General features: G+C 67.0%; 12 protein-coding genes and 1 tRNA gene. 6 read left to right on the top strand and 7 right to left on the bottom strand.

Features of this window, described 5'->3' with window-relative positions:
* Positions 1 to 172 precede the first annotated feature (172 nt).
* The 3 genes from zwf to pgi all read left to right on the top strand — a co-directional run bounded on the left by zwf (position 173) and on the right by pgi (position 3,981).
* On the top strand, positions 173 to 1,621 hold the full coding sequence (gene zwf, locus ACFSGJ_RS08050; RefSeq protein WP_390260570.1) for a glucose-6-phosphate dehydrogenase: 1,449 nt from the start codon (positions 173 to 175) through the stop codon (positions 1,619 to 1,621).
* Positions 1,618 to 2,289, top strand: a complete 672-nt coding sequence (pgl, locus tag ACFSGJ_RS08045) for a 6-phosphogluconolactonase (RefSeq protein ID WP_390260568.1) — start codon at positions 1,618 to 1,620, stop codon at positions 2,287 to 2,289. The genes zwf and pgl overlap by 4 nt, the downstream gene beginning before the upstream one ends.
* Positions 2,290 to 2,367: 78 nt before the next feature.
* Positions 2,368 to 3,981 (top strand): glucose-6-phosphate isomerase, encoded by a 1,614-nt coding sequence (gene pgi / locus ACFSGJ_RS08040; protein ID WP_390260566.1) that lies wholly within the window; start codon positions 2,368 to 2,370, stop codon positions 3,979 to 3,981.
* Between the two features lie 45 nt (positions 3,982 to 4,026).
* Here the strand turns inward: pgi and ACFSGJ_RS08035 are convergent, their stop codons facing one another.
* The 3 genes from ACFSGJ_RS08035 to ACFSGJ_RS08025 all read right to left on the bottom strand — a co-directional run bounded on the left by ACFSGJ_RS08035 (position 4,027) and on the right by ACFSGJ_RS08025 (position 5,415).
* Entirely contained in the window at positions 4,027 to 4,377 is a 351-nt protein-coding gene (locus ACFSGJ_RS08035) for a RidA family protein (protein ID WP_390260564.1), read from the bottom strand.
* Between the two features lie 151 nt (positions 4,378 to 4,528).
* Positions 4,529 to 5,194: a PRC-barrel domain-containing protein gene (locus ACFSGJ_RS08030; RefSeq protein WP_390260562.1), complete on the bottom strand. Its 666-nt coding sequence runs from the start codon at positions 5,192 to 5,194 to the stop codon at positions 4,529 to 4,531.
* The gene (locus tag ACFSGJ_RS08025; protein WP_390260560.1) at positions 5,191 to 5,415 is read right to left on the bottom strand and encodes a hypothetical protein; all 225 of its coding nucleotides are present in this window, start codon (positions 5,413 to 5,415) and stop codon (positions 5,191 to 5,193) included. Before ACFSGJ_RS08025 ends, ACFSGJ_RS08030 begins: the two co-directional genes overlap by 4 nt.
* An 85-nt stretch (positions 5,416 to 5,500) precedes the next feature.
* On the opposite strand from ACFSGJ_RS08025, the gene ACFSGJ_RS08020 reads away from it, so the two are divergent.
* A complete protein-coding gene (locus ACFSGJ_RS08020; protein WP_390260558.1) occupies positions 5,501 to 6,868 on the top strand; it encodes an aminomethyl transferase family protein in 1,368 nt (455 codons plus the stop codon).
* A gap of 131 nt (positions 6,869 to 6,999) precedes the next feature.
* A complete protein-coding gene (locus ACFSGJ_RS08015; protein ID WP_390260556.1) occupies positions 7,000 to 7,758 on the top strand; it encodes a GntR family transcriptional regulator in 759 nt (252 codons plus the stop codon).
* A 175-nt stretch (positions 7,759 to 7,933) separates the two neighbouring features.
* Here the strand turns inward: ACFSGJ_RS08015 and ACFSGJ_RS08010 are convergent.
* The 4 genes from ACFSGJ_RS08010 to ACFSGJ_RS07995 all read right to left on the bottom strand — a co-directional run bounded on the left by ACFSGJ_RS08010 (position 7,934) and on the right by ACFSGJ_RS07995 (position 11,849).
* Positions 7,934 to 8,008, bottom strand: a tRNA-Gly gene (locus tag ACFSGJ_RS08010).
* 52 nt (positions 8,009 to 8,060) lie between these two features.
* Entirely contained in the window at positions 8,061 to 10,085 is a 2,025-nt protein-coding gene (locus ACFSGJ_RS08005; protein WP_390260554.1) for an ASKHA domain-containing protein, read from the bottom strand.
* 120 nt (positions 10,086 to 10,205) lie between these two features.
* Positions 10,206 to 10,616 carry a universal stress protein gene (locus tag ACFSGJ_RS08000; protein ID WP_390260552.1) on the bottom strand — a complete coding sequence of 137 codons (411 nt, stop codon included), beginning with the start codon at positions 10,614 to 10,616 and terminating at the stop codon, positions 10,206 to 10,208.
* Between the two features lie 66 nt (positions 10,617 to 10,682).
* Positions 10,683 to 11,849: a nucleotide sugar dehydrogenase gene (locus ACFSGJ_RS07995; RefSeq protein ID WP_390260550.1), complete on the bottom strand. Its 1,167-nt coding sequence runs from the start codon at positions 11,847 to 11,849 to the stop codon at positions 10,683 to 10,685.
* A gap of 478 nt (positions 11,850 to 12,327) precedes the next feature.
* Between ACFSGJ_RS07995 and ACFSGJ_RS07990 the strand changes: the two genes are divergently transcribed.
* Positions 12,328 to 16,071, top strand: coding sequence for a vitamin B12-dependent ribonucleotide reductase (locus ACFSGJ_RS07990; protein WP_390260548.1), 3,744 nt, complete (start codon positions 12,328 to 12,330; stop codon positions 16,069 to 16,071).
* Positions 16,072 to 16,081 lie beyond the last annotated feature (10 nt).

Below are 16,081 nucleotides of genomic sequence, written 5' to 3'. Positions count from 1 at the left end.
CTTATCGCTTGACCTCGCGGGGCGGGGTTATCATCCTTTGACTGGTTCGGCTGGCCCGGTCCCGGCGTTCCGCGCGCCATCCGCTGCGGGGCCCAAGGGTGTGCTGGACTTTGACGGGCCGGCTTGCTAGGCCTTTGCCGTTAGCGCTAACGTGTTGCAGGAAAGAGGGCATATGGTTTCGCGCGTCATACCGGTCGATCCCTTCGATCTGGTCATCTTTGGCGGCACAGGCGATCTCGCGCGGCGCAAGATCCTGCCGGGGCTCTATCGCCGCTTTGTCGCGGGGCAGATGCCCGCCGACAGCCGGATCATCGGCGCCGCCCGGTCCGAGATGGATCAGGCCGGCTATCGCCAGTTCGTCGCGGAGGCCCTGCGCGAATTCATCCCCGACCTGCGCCGGGCCGAGGGGCTGTCGGATTTCCTTGGCACGATCGACTATGTGGCGATCGACGCGCAGGGCGACGGCGGCTGGGCCGAGCTTGCGGGCCGCACCCGCAAGGACGTGGTGCGGGCCTTTTACTTTTCGGTCGCGCCAGCGCTTTTCGGCGATCTGGCGGAACGGCTGCACCAGCACGGGATCACCGACGCCAGCAGCCGCGTGGTGGTCGAAAAGCCCTTTGGCCGCGACCTTGCGACGGCGCGGGACCTCAACGCGGTGCTCGCCCGCCATTTCGACGAAACGCAGATCTACCGGATCGACCATTATCTGGGCAAGGAAACCGTCCAGAACCTGATGGCCGTCCGCTTTGCCAATATCCTGTTCGAGCCGCTGTGGAACTCGCAGTTCATCGACCATGTGCAGATCACGGTCGCCGAAACCGTGGGCGTGGGCGGGCGCGGCAGCTATTATGACCGCTCGGGCGCGATGCGGGACATGGTGCAGAACCACCTGATGCAGCTTCTGTGCCTCATCGCGATGGAGCCGCCCTATCGCTTTGACCCCGACGCGGTGCGGGACGAAAAGCTCAAGGTGATCCGCGCGCTCGACCCCGTCCGCCCCGAGGATATCGTGCGCGGCCAGTATCTGGCCAACGGCCAGCCCGGCTATCTGGAGGATGTGGAAAACCCCGCCAGCCGCACCGAAAGCTACATCGCGCTCAAGGTCTGCATCTCGAACTGGCGGTGGAAGGGGACGCCCTTTTACCTGCGCACCGGCAAGCGCCTGCGCGCCCGCACCAGCGAGATCGCGATCACCTTCCGCGAACCGCCCCATTCGATTTTCGAGGGCGAGGAGGGCTGGAAGGAAAACGTGCTCGTCATCCGGCTGCAACCGAACGAGGGCATGAACCTGCGCGTGATGATCAAGGAACCGGGGCCGGGCGGGATGCGCCTGACCGAGGTGCCGCTCGACATGTCCTTCGCCGATGCGCTGGGGGAAACGGGGGCCGATATTCCCGATGCCTATGAACGGCTCATCATGGATGTGATCCGCGGGAACCAGACGCTCTTCATGCGCGGGGACGAGGTCGAGGCCGCCTGGGCCTGGGCCGATCCGGTGATCGAGGGGTGGGAGGCGCGCGACGACCGCCCGCGCGGCTATGACCCCGGAACCTCGGGTCCCGAGGATGCGTTGATGCTTCTCCACCGGGACGGACGACGCTGGCGGGAGATCCGGGAATGAATTTCTGCGACTATCCCGACCGGGAACTGATGATGCTGAGCCTTGCCGACAAGATCGCGGGCGAGCTTGCGGATTTCCTGCGCAGGCAGGATCACGCGACGCTTTCGGTTCCGGGCGGCACGACGCCGGGGCCGGTCTTCGATACGCTCTCCGGCACCGATCTCGACTGGTCGCGGGTGGCGGTTGTCCTGAACGATGAACGCTGGGTCCCCGAAAGCTCGTCCCGGTCGAACACGCGGCTGGTGCGGGAACGCCTGCTGCGCGACCGCGCCGCCGACGCCCGCCTGCTGCCGCTCTATCTCAACACCGCGACGCCGGAAGAGGCGCTTGACGATCTGGCCGAGGAGATCCGGCCCTTCCTGCCCATTTCCGTGCTGCTCCTGGGGATGGGGGCCGACATGCACACGGCCTCGCTGTTCCCCGGCGCCGACCGTCTGGCCGAGGCGATGGCCCCCGACGCGCCGATCCTCATGGCGCTCCGGGCCGAGGCCGCCGGCGAGCCGCGCATCACCCTGACCGCCCCCGTCCTGCGCGAGGCGATGCGCATCCACATCCTGATCACCGGCCCGGAAAAGCGCGAGGCGCTGGAACGCGCGCAGGGCCTTGACGAGCTTTCCGCCCCGGTCCGCGCCGTTCTGGCGGATGCGACCGTCCATTGGGCCGAATAACGCGCGAAAACGTCACCCCGCCGTTACGCGCGCGGGATTTCAATCAGGAAACGGCACACCAAACTCGGATGAGGGACAATGACCACCTGGGATGATCTGGCCGCCCGCCATGACGCGGCAAGGGACCGCACGATCCTGTCGCTGTTCGACGACAGCCGCGCCGCAGGCTTTTCGGCCCGCGCGGGCGAGATGCTGTTCGACTATTCCAAGACGAATATCGACGCGGAAACCCGCGACCTGCTGATCCGCCTGGCCGAGGATGCAGGGCTTGCCGCCCGCCGCGACGCGATGTTTTCCGGCGCCCGCATCAACGAGACCGAGGGCCGCGCCGTCCTGCACACCGCCCTGCGCAACCCGGACGCAAGCGTCATGGTGGACGGGCAGGACGTGATGCCCGGCGTCCGCGAAACGCTGTCGCGGATGGAACGTTTTGCCGAGGACGTGCGCGCAGGGCGCTTTCTGGGGCAGGGCGGCGCCATCACCGATGTGGTGAATATCGGCATCGGCGGGTCTGACCTCGGGCCGGCGATGGCGGTGCTGGCGCTCGCGCCTTATCATTCCGGGCCGCGCTGCCATTTCGTCTCGAATGTCGATGGCGCGCATGTGGCGGATACGCTGAAGGACCTGAACCCGGAAACGACGCTGGTGATCGTCGCCTCCAAGACCTTCACCACCATCGAGACGATGACCAATGCCGACACGGCCCGGGGCTGGATGTCGGGCCGCGTCGCCGATCCGGCGGCGCAGTTCGCGGCGCTTTCATCCGCCGGGGACCGCACGGCGGCCTATGGCATCGCGCCGGAACGGGTCTTCGGCTTCGAGGATTGGGTCGGCGGCCGCTATTCCATGTGGGGGCCGATCGGGCTCTCGCTCATGATCGCCATCGGCCCCGAAAAATTCCGCGAGTTTCTCGCCGGCGGCGCCGCCATGGACGCGCATTTCCGCGACGCGCCGCTGGCCGGAAACCTGCCGGTGCTCCTTGCGCTGGTGGGCATCTGGCACAACCAGATCTGCGGCTATGCGACCCGCGCCGTCCTGCCCTATGACCAGCGGCTGTTGCGCCTGCCCGCCTATCTGCAACAGCTGGAGATGGAATCGAACGGCAAGCGGGTCTCGATGGACGGCGCGGACCTGCCCCGCCATTCCGGCCCGGTCGTCTGGGGCGAACCCGGCACCAACGGCCAGCACGCCTTTTACCAGCTGATCCATCAGGGCACCCGCGTCATCCCCTGCGAGTTTCTGCTGGCCGCGCAGGGGCATGAGCGTGAGCTTGCCCATCATCACCGCCTGCTCGCCGCCAACTGCCTTGCCCAGTCCGAGGCGCTTTTGCGTGGCCGCAGCCTGCCGGAGGCGCGCGCCATCATGGAGGCCAAGGGGCTGGCGGGCGAGGAGCTTGACCGTCAGGCCCGCCACCGCGTCTTTCCGGGCAACCGCCCCTCGACCACGCTGATCTATCCGCGCCTGACCCCCTTTGTGCTGGGCCAGATCATCGCGCTTTACGAACACCGGGTCTTCGTCGAGGGCGTCATCCTCGGGATCAACAGCTTTGACCAATGGGGGGTGGAACTTGGCAAGGAACTCGCCAATGCCCTGCAACCGGTGCTCGAAGGCCGCGCAGGGGCCGAGGGCAAGGACGGATCGACCCGCCAGCTGATCGGCTATCTGCTCGAAAACGGCGGCGGGCCCGGCTGAGGCGCCTTTGGGGCAGCCCGGTCGTCGGGCCGCCCCTTGGGGCCGTCACTTCTGCGCGGCGACCACGATGATTTCGACCTTGTAGTCGGGCGTGGCGAGCTTCGATTCCCCCGTCGCGCGTGCCGGCGTGTGGCCCTGCGGCGCCCAGCCATCCCAGACCGCGTTCATCTCGGCGAAATCGGCCATGTCGGCCAGCCAGATCTGCGCCGACAGGATGCGCGTCTTGTCCGACCCCACCTCGGCCAGCAGCCGGTCGATCTGGGCCAGAACCTCGGTCGTCTGGGCGGTCACGCTCTCGCCCGGCTTGCCGACCTGACCGGCAAGATAGACGAGGCCGTTATGGATGACCGCCTGGCTCATGCGCGGGCCGGTTTCAATGCGGGTGATGTCGGACATGGGCAAACTCCTGCTTTTGTTGGTGCCTCCCTGTGCTAGCGGCTTCCGCGGCGTCCCGCCAGACGCAAGTGCCGCCCCCCGGCGGCGCAAATGCCAAAGGCCCCGCGATCACGCGCGGGGCCTGCCGTTTTTCCGTTGAGCACAAGGCCGCTCAGATCTCCTGCTGATGCTCGGGCAGGGCGTCGAAGGCTTCCTGCTCCAGCGTCACATGGACCTCATAGTCATCGTCTTCACCCTCGTGGATGGCAAAGCTCATCGCGTCGAGGCGCACGTCACGCTCGTCCACGGTGACGATCAGGCCGCTGATCGATTCCCCTTCGCCAAAGGTCTCAACCTCGCTGACGGTGCCGATTTCCTCACCGTCATTGCCATAGACGGTCGCGCCCTCCAGGTCGCCCGGCTCCACATCGGTCATGGGGATCGCGTCGCCATCGGCCCCGGCGCCCGTCTCCAGATCGCCGCCCGGCGCGGCCTCAACCCCCGGAGCTACGCCCGGTGCAGGCTCGGTGCCCAGCCCGTCATCCAGGTCCCCGGTGCCCGGCTCGGTGCCCGGTGCCGCCGGATCGCCCAGCTGATCGGTCACGGGGCCGGTGCCCGGCGCGTCGCCGGTGCCCGTGGTGGTGCCCAGCCCATCGGTGCCCAGCCCGTCCGTGCCCGGCGCATCCGTGCCCAGCCCGTCCGTCCCGAGGCCCGGCGCCGGTTCCGTCTGTGCAGGCTCCATCCCCGTTCCGGGGGCCGGTTCGGTGCCCGTCTCCTGCGCGGCGAGGGGTGCGGCCAGAAGGATTGCGGCGGTGGTCGTCATGAAAATACGCTTCATCGTTTTGTATCCTTTCGTCGTCCTGTGATGACCGGGACAACAGGCCCAAGGCCGCCCTGTTCCCAAGAATCGGGCATCACGCCACCAAATGCCTGAAATTTGGTGATAAAAAACACATTGAAAATTAGATGCTTCTGCTGCTGAAGCTGCGCTGTGCCGGTTCCTGTCAACCCCCCTGCGCGAACTTTCCACAGCAGCAGGCGCGCGCGATCCGGCTTCAATATTGTATCCCAAACGTGGAAAAAACGCTTGCCCGACTCAGGACTTCACGCTCAGGTATCCCAAGTTTCCGGAGGGAGGACCGAGATGAAGACCCTGAACGACCGCATCGCCGCCAGTGGCAGCGCCGTGGAGATGCTGCTCCACGCCCAGACCGGGCGCTACCAGTTCCCCGTGCCGCCCGAATTCAGCAACTGGATCGAGGAACAGCGCGCCTGGCGCGAGGGGGCGGCGCTGATGGACCAGTCCTGGCACATGACCGACCTTTACCTGGGCGGGCCCGACGCGCTGCGGCTCTTGTCGGATATCGCGGTGAACAGCTTCAAGGGCTTCGGGCGCAACAAGGCCAAGCAGATCGTCTGCGTCAGCCATGAAGGGTATGTGATCGGCGATGCGATCCTCTTCGGGCTCGAGGATGATCTTTTCAATGTCGTCGGCCGCCCGGTGCTGGCGAACTGGGTGCAGTTCCATGCCGAAACCGGCGGCTATGACGTGACGGTGGAACGGGATGAACGCACGCTCGACAATCCCGACCGCCCGCGCAAGACCTACCGCTATGAGGTGCAGGGCCCCAGGGCGCTCGAAATCCTCAACGCGGTGAACCAGGGTGGGCCGCTTGTCACCAAATTCTTCAACATGGGCGAGATCACCATCGACGGCTGCCATGCGCGCACGCTCTCGCACGGGATGGGCGGGGCCGAGGGGCTGGAGATCTGGGGCCCCGCCGCCGATGGCCCCCGCGTTCATGCGGCGCTGATGCGGGCCGGGGCGGCCCATGGGCTGCGGCAGGTGGGGGCGCGGGCCTATTCCACGGCGGCGGCGGAATCCGGCTGGGTGCCCTCGCCGCTGCCCGCGATCTATGAAGGCGAGGCGATGCGCCCCTATCGCGACTGGCTGGGCGCGAACAGCTTCGAGGCGCGCGGCTCGCTTGGCGGGAGCTGGCGCCCCGACAGGATCGAGGGCTACTACTTCACCCCCTGGGATCTGGATTACGGCCGGCTGGTCCGGTTCGACCATGACTTCATCGGCCGCGCCGCGCTGGAACGCATGGCCGCCGGCCCGCACCGGCAAAAGGTCACGCTGGTCTGGAACCGCGACGATGTGCTGGGCGTCTTTGGCGGCATGATGGACGATGGCGATCTGCCCGCCAAATACATGGAGATGCCGGCCGCCCATTACGCGACCCATCCCTATGACACGGTGCTTTGCGACGACCGCCCGGCGGGCGTCTCGATCAGCCCGGTCTTCTCGGCGAATGAACGGGCGTGGATCTCGCTTGCGATTCTGGACGCGGAGGCCGCGGCGCGGGGCGAGGTAACGGTGATCTGGGGCGAACCGGATGGCGGCACGCGCAAGCCGAATGTGGAACGCCACCGTCAGGTGCGCCTGCGCGCGACCGTCCACCCCTGGCCGATCCACGAAGCGGCGCGCACACATTACCGGCGGCAGGTCTGACGGGCTGCGCCTGCGGTGAAAATCAGCTGCTTCGCCTCTGGCGCAAGTTCAAGTGCTTCGCCTCCGGCGCAAGTCTTGCCAAGTGCCCCTCCGATCTGCTCTCCTGTCGGGATTGAGGGACGGGTATTTTCATGAATGACTTGACGGACGCGCGGGCGATGGGGCGCAGCAGTGGCACGCGGCAGCAGCAGGTGGTGGACCGGCTGCGGGAATGGGCGTTGAACGGCACGCTCAGCCCGGACGAAAAGCTGTCCGAGGCCGGGCTGGCCGAGGCGCTCGGCGTCTCGCGCACGCCCGTGCGCCATGCGCTTGCGGTGCTGGTCGAGGAAGGCGTGCTGCGCCGGGCGGGCGGGCGCGGCTATCTGGTGCGCAGCTATGACCGGGCCGATGTCGTGGCGGCGGTGGAGCTTGGCTCGGTTCTCGAAGGCTATGCCGCGCGCCGTCTGGCCGAGGCGGGCCTGCCCGACGATGTGGCAGCAGAGCTTGACGATTGCCTGCGGCAGGGCGACGCGCTCTTTCGTCCCGGCCAGCCGGTGGAAGAGGCCGCCTATGGCGCGATGAACCGGCGGTTTCACGCGCTCGTCACCGATGCGGCGATCCGGGTGGCGGGCGTCGGGCTGATCGCGCCGCTGCGCGCGACGCTGGCGCGGGTGCCTTTCGGCGGGCCGGACGCGATCCGCTTTGCGCCCTCGGCCCCGCTGGCGCGGGCCGATCACCTGCGCCACGCCCATTGGCAGCACCACTACATCGTCGCGGCCCTGCGTTCGGGCGAGGGCGCGCGGGTGGAATCGCTCTTTCGCGAACACGGAGAGATGGTGAAGGTCAGCCTCGGCCTCGCGCGCGGCGCGCTCGATCTGGGCCAGGGGCCGCCCCTGCCGATCCTGCGCTGAGCATCCTGCGCGGGGGGTCTTGCACCCTGTGCCCTGCACCGGGTGTCTTGCGGCAAGCGTCCTGCGGCGAGGAGGCGCGGCGCGGTCCGGGCCACCTCCGAACGGTCCGGGCCACCCCCGAACGGCAAGGGAGGCAGAAAGCAACGGGGGAAAGGATGCGCCAAGCCAGCAGGGATGGAGCGGGCGATGGGAATCGAACCCACGACATTCAGCTTGGGAAGCTGACGTTCTACCTCTGAACTACGCCCGCGTGGCGCCGTTGGTAGCCGTGGCCGCCCCCGGCGTCAAGAGGCGCCGCACCCCTACCGCCGCCGCCGTCTTGCGCCGTCGCCTCCGCCGCCGGTGTTGAAGCTCACCTCGGGCAGGGTCACGACCTTGCGCAACTCGGGGAAGGGGTCGGTTGCGTGGGGCAGGGCGTTCGCCGCGACGAAATGTTCCTGAAAGCGCGGCTCGATGGCGGTTTCGACCTTGTGGATGTGGTGCACGGTCTCCTCGATCGCCACCCGCGCCTCTTGATCGCAGAGCGCGATGCGCGCCCCGGTGCCTGCGGCGTTTCCGGCCGAACTCACGCGGTCGAGCGTCACATCCGGGATCATCCCCAGCACCATCGCATGTTTCGCCGAGATATGGGCGCCAAAGGCCCCGGCCAGCACCACGCGGTCCACCCGGTCCACGCCCAGTTCGTCCATCAACAGCCGCGCGCCCGCGTAAAGCGCCGATTTCGCAAGCTGGATCGCGCGGATATCGCCCTGGGTCACGGTGATGACCGGGCCGCCGGCCGCGCTTCCGTCATGGATCAGATAGGCATGGGTGCGCCCCTGCGGGATCATCCGCGCGCTGCCCACCTGTTCCGCGCTGCCGATGAGGCCCGAGGCATCCAGAAGCCCCGCCATCCGCATCTCGGCCACCGCCTCAATGATGCCCGAGCCGCAGATGCCGGTGATGCCGGTCGCTGCGACCCCTTCGGCAAAGCCCGGCTCGTCGGACCAGAGATCGCAGCCGATCACGCGGAACCGGGGTTCCCTTGTCACGGGGTCGATCTCCAGCCGTTCGATGGCGCCGGGGGCGGCGCGCTGGCCGGAACTGATCTGCGCTCCCTCGAAGGCGGGCCCGGTGGGCGAGGAACAGGCGAGCACCCGGTCGCGGTTCCCCAGGAGGATCTCGGCATTGGTGCCCACATCGACGATCAGCACCAGATCGTCGGATTTGTCCGGGGCCTCGGACAGGGCGACGGCGGCGGCATCCGCGCCCACATGCCCGGCGATGCAGGGCAGGATATAGACCTGCGCCGCCTCGGCCACGCCCGAAAGCCCGATATCCCGCGCCGTCAGCGCCAGACTGCCCGAGGTCGCAAGCGCGAAGGGTGCCTGCCCAAGCTCGACCGGGTCGATCCCCAGGAGCAGATGGTGCATCACCGGGTTGCAGACGATCACCGCCTCGACGACCTGCGCGGCGTCGATCCCCGCCTCGGCGATGATCGCCGTGGCCAGCCGGGTCAGCGCCTCTTGCACGGCCGTCGTCATCTCGGCCGCGCCGCCGGGGTTCATCATCGCATAGGACACGCGGCTCATCAGATCCTCGCCGAACCGGATCTGCGGGTTCATCACGCCGGATGACCCGATCACCCGCCCGTCGCCCAGATCGCAGAGATGCGCGGCGATGGTGGTCGAGCCGAGGTCGATGGCGAGCCCCTGGATGCCGCCTTCATGCAGGCCCGGCCAGATCGCCGTGATCTGGCCCGCATCGCCCGTGCGGTGCAGCGCCACGGTCACGCGCCAGTTCCCCTTGCGCAGGGCGGGTTGCAGGCGGCGCAGCACGGCGGGCGCGATGGCGGGGCGGGGCAGCGACCACTGATCCGCCAGCGCCTCGCACAGCCGCTCGAAATCGCCCGAGGGGTTTTCCATGTCGGGCTCCGCCACCTCGACATAATAAAGCCGGGTGGCGGGGTTCATGGTGATCGCGCGGGCGGTGGCCGCCTTGCGGATCACCTGCCGGTGCAGCTGGCTTTCGGGCGGCACGTCGATGACCACATCGCCCTCGATCCGGGCCTGACAGCCGAGCCGCCGCCCCTCGATCAGGCCGCGCTTGTCCTTGTAGCGCTGTTCGACCGCGTTCCAGTCGCTCAGCGCGCCGGGTTCGACCGTGACCCCATGTTTCGGAAAGGCGCCATAGCCCGGCGTGACCTGGCATTTGGAACAGATGCCGCGCCCGCCGCAGACAGAATCGAGATCGACGCCCAGCTGCCGCGCCGCCGTCAGCACCGGCGTGCCGCGCGCGAACCGCCCGCGCTTGCCCGAGGGGGTAAAGATCACCAGCGCGTCGTCCATCCTGCTGCCCCTGCCATCCCAGCCGTTGTCCATCTGCCTTCTATCGGGCAGGGGCGGGGGCGTTGCAATGCGGGAAACGGCATCGCCCTGCGCTGGAACGGCGTATCGGACCCGGGACCCCTAGCGGCAGACCAGCACCGAGCATTTGGCGTGGCGCACCACCCGCGCGGCGGTCGAGCCGATGAAGTAGTCCCGCAGGTCGGGCCGGTGCGACGCGATCATGATCAGGTCCGCGCCATGGGCCGCTGCCGCCTCCAATATGGCCGGGGCCGGGGCGCCCTGCCGCACCTCGGGCAGGCAATCCACCCCGGTGGCGGTGGCCATGTCGCGCAGTTCGACCATCGCCTCGGCCCGGCGTGCCTGCAGCGCCTCGGGCGGCAGGGCGGCCACGATATAACTCGGGACCTCTTCCAGCACATGGATCAGGTGAATCCGGCCCGCGGGCTGCACCAGCCGCCCCGCCTGTTCCAGCAATGCGGCGTCCTGGGCGCCCTCGGCCAGCGCCACGGCAACGATGATCCGGTCATACATCTCGCGTCCTCCTTCGCATCATGGGGCAAGGATGGCGCGGGCGGGGCCGGGCGGCCCTGATCCAGATCAATCGCTGTTGAAAAGATCGCGGGTATAGACCTTCCCGGCCACATCGGCCAGATCGGGGGTGTGCCGGTTCGCAAGGATCAGGTCGGCCTCGGCCTTGAAGGCCGCAAGGTCGTTCACCACGCGCGAGCGGTAGAAATGCGGCTCGGTCAGCACGGGTTCGTAGACGATGACCTCGATCCCCTTGGCCTTGATCCGCTTCATGATCCCCTGGATGGAACTGTCGCGGAAATTGTCCGACCCCTGCTTCATGGTCAGCCGGTAGATGCCCACCACCTGCGGGTTCCGTTCGACCACCCTTTCGGCGATGAAATCCTTGCGGGTCGCGTTCGATTCCACGATGGCGCGGATCAGCGTCTGCGGCACGATCTCGTAATTCGCGAGCAGCTGCTTGGTGTCCTTGGGCAGGCAATAGCCGCCATAGCCGAACGAGGGGTTGTTGTAATGCGCGCCGATCCGGGGGTCATGGCCGATCCCCTCGATGATCTGCCGCGTGTCGAGCCCGTGGACCAGCGCGTAGCTGTCCAGCTCGTTGAAATAGGCGACCCGCATCGCAAGGTAGGTATTGGCGAAAAGCTTGATCGCCTCGGCCTCGGTCGGGTCGGTGAACAGGACCGGCGCGTCCTTGCGGATCGCCCCCTCCAGCAGCAGGTCGGCAAAGGCGCGGGCGCGGTCGCTCTGTTCCCCCACCACGATGCGCGAGGGGTAGAGGTTGTCATAAAGCGCGCGCCCCTCGCGCAGGAATTCGGGCGAAAAGATCACGTTGGTGCAGCCCGTCTGTTCCGTCAGGCGGCGGGTAAAGCCGACGGGGATCGTCGATTTGATGACCATCACCGCATCGGGCGCGATGGCGCGCACCTGATCGACCACGCTTTCCACCGAGCTGGTGTCGAACCGGTTGGTGCGGGGGTCATAGTTGGTGGGCGTCGCGATGATGACCCAGTCCGCGCCGGCATAGGCATCGGCGGGGTCGGTCGTCGCGCGCAGCCGCAGCCGACCCGATGCGAGGTATTCCGCGCATTCGCGATCCTCGATCGGGCTCTTGCCCGCATTGACGGTTTCGACCTTGGCCGCGACCGGGTCGCAGGCCACCACCTCATGATGCTGGGCCAGCAGCACCGCGTTCGATATTCCGACATAGCCGAGGCCGGCGACGGCGATCTTCATGGGCATCTCCTTCAGGTCCCCGGCATCTAGTGCTCCGGGCGCATCGCTGACAAGGCCGGGCGGAAGAAGATGTTCCCGGCGGCGGGTGGCGAAGGGCGATAGTCAGGGTGACAAGGCAGGGTGATTCTGCCCGCAGGCCCCCTTCCAGGGCCATGCCGCGCCGCGGAAAGCGCCCGCTGCCGCGCTGTCCGGCAGGGGGCCGCCGGTCCGCCATCCACCGGGGGCCTTGCCCGTGGAACCCGCGCGGCCCAGCGAAAGCAGGCGGTTTTCCACAACTCCATCCCCATTGTGGATAAAATTGCCCCGGATTTCTGCGCCGCCGCAGATGAACAACGTGTTGACTCTGACGCGCCTTGGGTCAATCTTGTGTATCAGAAATCAACCGACACCAGATATAGTGGCCGTATCAATGCCGCGCAGGACAGGGCGCTTCGCCCTGTCGATGTCATCTGGCGTCTTCAAAAAGGGGCACGAGGACATGAGGATCGAGCGCAGGTTCACCCAGGCCGACCGCGACGCCTATGCGGGGCTGGAATTCACGACCACGACGTCGGAAATCCGCAACCCCGACGGCACCATCGTTTTCCGGAACGAGGGCGTAGAGGTCCCGGCAGGCTGGAGCCAGGTGGCCTCGGACGTCCTCGCACAGAAATATTTCCGCAAGGCGGGCGTGCCTGCGCGGCTGAAACGCGTCCGCGAAAAGGGCGTGCCCGAATTCCTGTGGCGCTCGGTCCCCGATGAGGCCGCGCTGGCAGACCTGCCGGAAGCCGAACGCTTCACCGGCGAAACCAGCGCGCGCCAGGTCTTTGACCGGCTGGCCGGCGCCTGGGCCTATTGGGGCTGGAAGGGCGGCTATTTCACCGCCGAATCCGATGCCCGCGCCTATTTCGACGAAATGCGCGTGATGCTGGCGCGCCAGATGGCCGCGCCGAACAGCCCGCAATGGTTCAACACCGGCCTGCACTGGGCCTATGGCATCGACGGGCCGAGCCAGGGCCATTTCTACGTCGATTACAAGACCGGCAAGCTGGTGAAATCCGACAGCGCCTATGAACACCCGCAGCCCCATGCCTGCTTCATCCAGTCGGTCAGCGACGATCTGGTGAATGACGGCGGGATCATGGACCTCTGGGTGCGCGAGGCGCGTCTGTTCAAATACGGCTCGGGGACGGGCACGAACTTTTCCTCGCTTCGCGGCGAGGGCGAGAAACTGTCGGGCGGGGGCAAGTCTTCGGGGCTCATGGGCTTCCTCAAGATCGGCGACCGCGCGGCCGGCGCGATCAAGTCGGGCGGCACGACCCGGCGCGCGGCCAAGATGGTGATCTGCGACATGGATCACCCCGACATCGAGCAGTTCATCAACTGGAAGGTCATCGAGGAACAGAAGGTCGCAAGCCTCGTCGCCGGCTCCAAGGCGCATGAGGCGCAGCTGAACGGCCTCTTCGCCGCCGTGGCGCAATGGGACGGACTGGCCGAGGATGCCGCCGACCCCGCAAAGAACGGCGCGCTGAAATCCGCGATCCGCAGCGCGAAAAAAGCGATGATCCCGGAAACCTATATCAACCGGGTGCTGCAATATGCGCGGCAGGGCTTCACCAGCATCGAGTTTCCCACCTATGACACCGACTGGGATTCCGAGGCCTACAGCACCGTTTCGGGCCAGAACTCCAACAACTCGGTCCGGGTGACGGATGCGTTCCTGCAGGCCGTGCGCGATGATGCCGACTGGGCGCTGATCCGGCGCACCGATGGCCGCGTCTCGAAAACCGTCAAGGCGCGCGAGCTTTGGGATCAGGTCGGCCATGCCGCCTGGGCCTGCGCCGACCCGGGCATCCAGTTCCACGACACGGTCAACGCCTGGCACACCTGCCCGGCGGATGGCGAGATCCGCGGCTCGAACCCCTGTTCGGAATACATGTTCTTGGACGACACGGCCTGCAACCTCGCGTCGATGAACCTGCTGACCTTCTATCGCGACGGGCGCTTCGATGCGGACGGATATGTCCATGCGACGCGGCTCTGGACGCTGACGCTGGAAATCTCGGTGCTGATGGCGCAGTTCCCCAGCCGGGAAATCGCGCAGCGGTCCTATGATTTCCGCACGCTGGGCCTGGGCTATGCCAATATCGGCGGGCTTCTGATGAACATGGGGCTCGGCTACGACTCGGCTGCGGGGCGCGCGCTCTGCGGGGCGCTGACGGCGGTGATGACGGGCGTTTCCTATGCCACCTCGGCGGAAATCGCGGGCGAGGTCGGAACCTTCCCCGGCTATGCGAAGAACCGCGAGCATATGCTGCGGGTGATCCGCAACCACCGCACCGCCGCCTATGGCAGGACCGAGGGCTATGAGGGGCTGGCGGTCAAGCCCGTGCCGCTCGACCACGCGAACTGCCCCGATGCGCGGCTGGTGGCACTTGCGCAATCCGCCTGGGACGACGCGCTGCGTCTGGGCGAGGCGCATGGCTATCGCAACGCGCAGGCCACCGTGATCGCCCCCACCGGCACCATCGGGCTGGTAATGGATTGCGACACGACCGGGATCGAGCCCGACTTCGCGCTGGTCAAGTTCAAGAAGCTGGCGGGCGGCGGCTATTTCAAGATCATCAACCGCTCGGTCCCCGCGGCGCTGGAAACGCTCGGCTATTCGTCGTCGCAGATCGAGGAAATCATCGCCTATGCGGTGGGCCATGGCAGCCTTGGCAACTGCGCCGGGATCAACCATGCCGCGCTGGTCGGCCATGGATTCGGCGAGGCCGAGATCGCCAAGATCGAGGCCGCGCTGCCCTCGGCCTTCGACATCCGCTTTGTCTTCAACCAGTGGACGCTGGGCGCGGATTTCTGCACCGGCACGCTGGGCATCCCCGCGGATCGTCTGGCCGACCCGACCTTCGACCTGCTGCGCCATCTCGGCTTTACCCGCGCGCAGATCGACGCCGCGAATGACCATGTCTGCGGGACGATGACGCTGGAAGGCGCGCCCTTCCTCAAGCCGGAACATTACGCCGTCTTCGACTGCGCCAACCCCTGCGGGAAGAAGGGCAAGCGGTATCTGAGCGTGGACTCGCACATCCACATGATGGCGGCGGCGCAAAGCTTCATCTCGGGCGCGATTTCCAAGACGATCAACATGGCCTCGACCGCCACGATCGAGGATTGCAAGGCCGCCTATGAGCTGTCGCACAGCCTCGGCATCAAGGCGAACGCGCTTTACCGCGACGGGTCCAAGCTCAGCCAGCCGCTCGCATCGGCGCTGGTCGAGGATGACGAAGAGGCCGAGGAAACGCTCGCCACCGGCACGCCGATCGAAAAGGCGCAGGTGATCGCGGAAAAGATCGTCGAAAAGGTCGTGGTCCGCGAAATCATCCGCAGCCACCGCGAAAAGCTGCCCGAACGCCGCAAGGGCTATACGCAAAAGGCCATCGTAGGCGGCCACAAGGTCTATCTGCGCACCGGTGAATACAAGGACGGGACGCTGGGCGAGATCTTCATCGACATGCACAAGGAAGGCGCGGGCTTCCGGGCGATGATGAACAATTTCGCCATCGCCGTGTCCGTGGGCCTGCAATATGGTGTGCCGCTGGAGGAATTCGTCGAGGCCTTCACCTTTACCCGGTTCGAGCCGGCGGGGATGGTGCAGGGGAACGACAGCATCAAGAACGCGACCTCGATCCTCGACTACATCTTCCGGGAACTGGCGGTCAGCTATCTGGACCGCACGGATCTGGCCCATGTGAAGCCCGCCGGTGCCTCCTTCGACGAGCTTGGGCGCGGCGATGCCGAGGGCAAGCCCGCCCCCACGCCCGAGGATGCCGCAAGCCAGGGTGCCACCAGCCGGGGGCTGGAGGTGCTGAAGCAGATCAGTTCCACCGGCTATCTGCGCAAGCGGGTGCCGCAGGAACTGGTGGTGCTGCAGGGTGGCGTGCAGGGCGCGACCGCGCTGGCGCCCCAGACCTTGGCGCCACAGACCTTCGGCACGCAGGCCGTGCTGGCCCAGACCACGAGCCATGTCGCTGTGGCAGGTGCAGTCACGGGGGCAGTTACGGGGGCGGGGAGCGACACCCTGACCGTCGCCTCTGCGCCCGCTGCTGCCGATGCCCGCGCCCGCGCCCGGATGCAGGGCTATGAGGGCGACCCCTGCGGCGATTGCGGCAACTACACGCTGGTCCGGAACGGCACCTGCATGAAGTGCAACACCTGCGGCGGCACCAGCGGCTGCAGCTGAAAGGATCTGA

Source organism: Halodurantibacterium flavum (assembly GCF_042681825.1).
GTDB classification, from domain to species: Bacteria; Pseudomonadota; Alphaproteobacteria; order Rhodobacterales; family Rhodobacteraceae; genus Halodurantibacterium; species Halodurantibacterium flavum.
The sequence above is the reverse complement of the archived record's forward strand: the minus strand, read 5'-3'. Positions and strand labels throughout refer to the sequence as shown.

Coding starts and splice junctions, on each gene's coding strand:
- zwf (WP_390260570.1), top strand. CDS start 173: ATGGTTTCGCGCGTCATACCGGTCGATCCCTTCGATCTGGTCATCTTT.
- pgl (WP_390260568.1), top strand. CDS start 1,618: ATGAATTTCTGCGACTATCCCGACCGGGAACTGATGATGCTGAGCCTT.
- pgi (WP_390260566.1), top strand. CDS start 2,368: ATGACCACCTGGGATGATCTGGCCGCCCGCCATGACGCGGCAAGGGAC.
- ACFSGJ_RS08035 (WP_390260564.1), bottom strand. CDS start 4,377: ATGTCCGACATCACCCGCATTGAAACCGGCCCGCGCATGAGCCAGGCG.
- ACFSGJ_RS08030 (WP_390260562.1), bottom strand. CDS start 5,194: ATGAAGCGTATTTTCATGACGACCACCGCCGCAATCCTTCTGGCCGCA.
- ACFSGJ_RS08020 (WP_390260558.1), top strand. CDS start 5,501: ATGAAGACCCTGAACGACCGCATCGCCGCCAGTGGCAGCGCCGTGGAG.
- ACFSGJ_RS08015 (WP_390260556.1), top strand. CDS start 7,000: ATGAATGACTTGACGGACGCGCGGGCGATGGGGCGCAGCAGTGGCACG.
- ACFSGJ_RS08005 (WP_390260554.1), bottom strand. CDS start 10,085: ATGGACGACGCGCTGGTGATCTTTACCCCCTCGGGCAAGCGCGGGCGG.
- ACFSGJ_RS08000 (WP_390260552.1), bottom strand. CDS start 10,616: ATGTATGACCGGATCATCGTTGCCGTGGCGCTGGCCGAGGGCGCCCAG.
- ACFSGJ_RS07995 (WP_390260550.1), bottom strand. CDS start 11,849: ATGAAGATCGCCGTCGCCGGCCTCGGCTATGTCGGAATATCGAACGCG.
- ACFSGJ_RS07990 (WP_390260548.1), top strand. CDS start 12,328: ATGAGGATCGAGCGCAGGTTCACCCAGGCCGACCGCGACGCCTATGCG.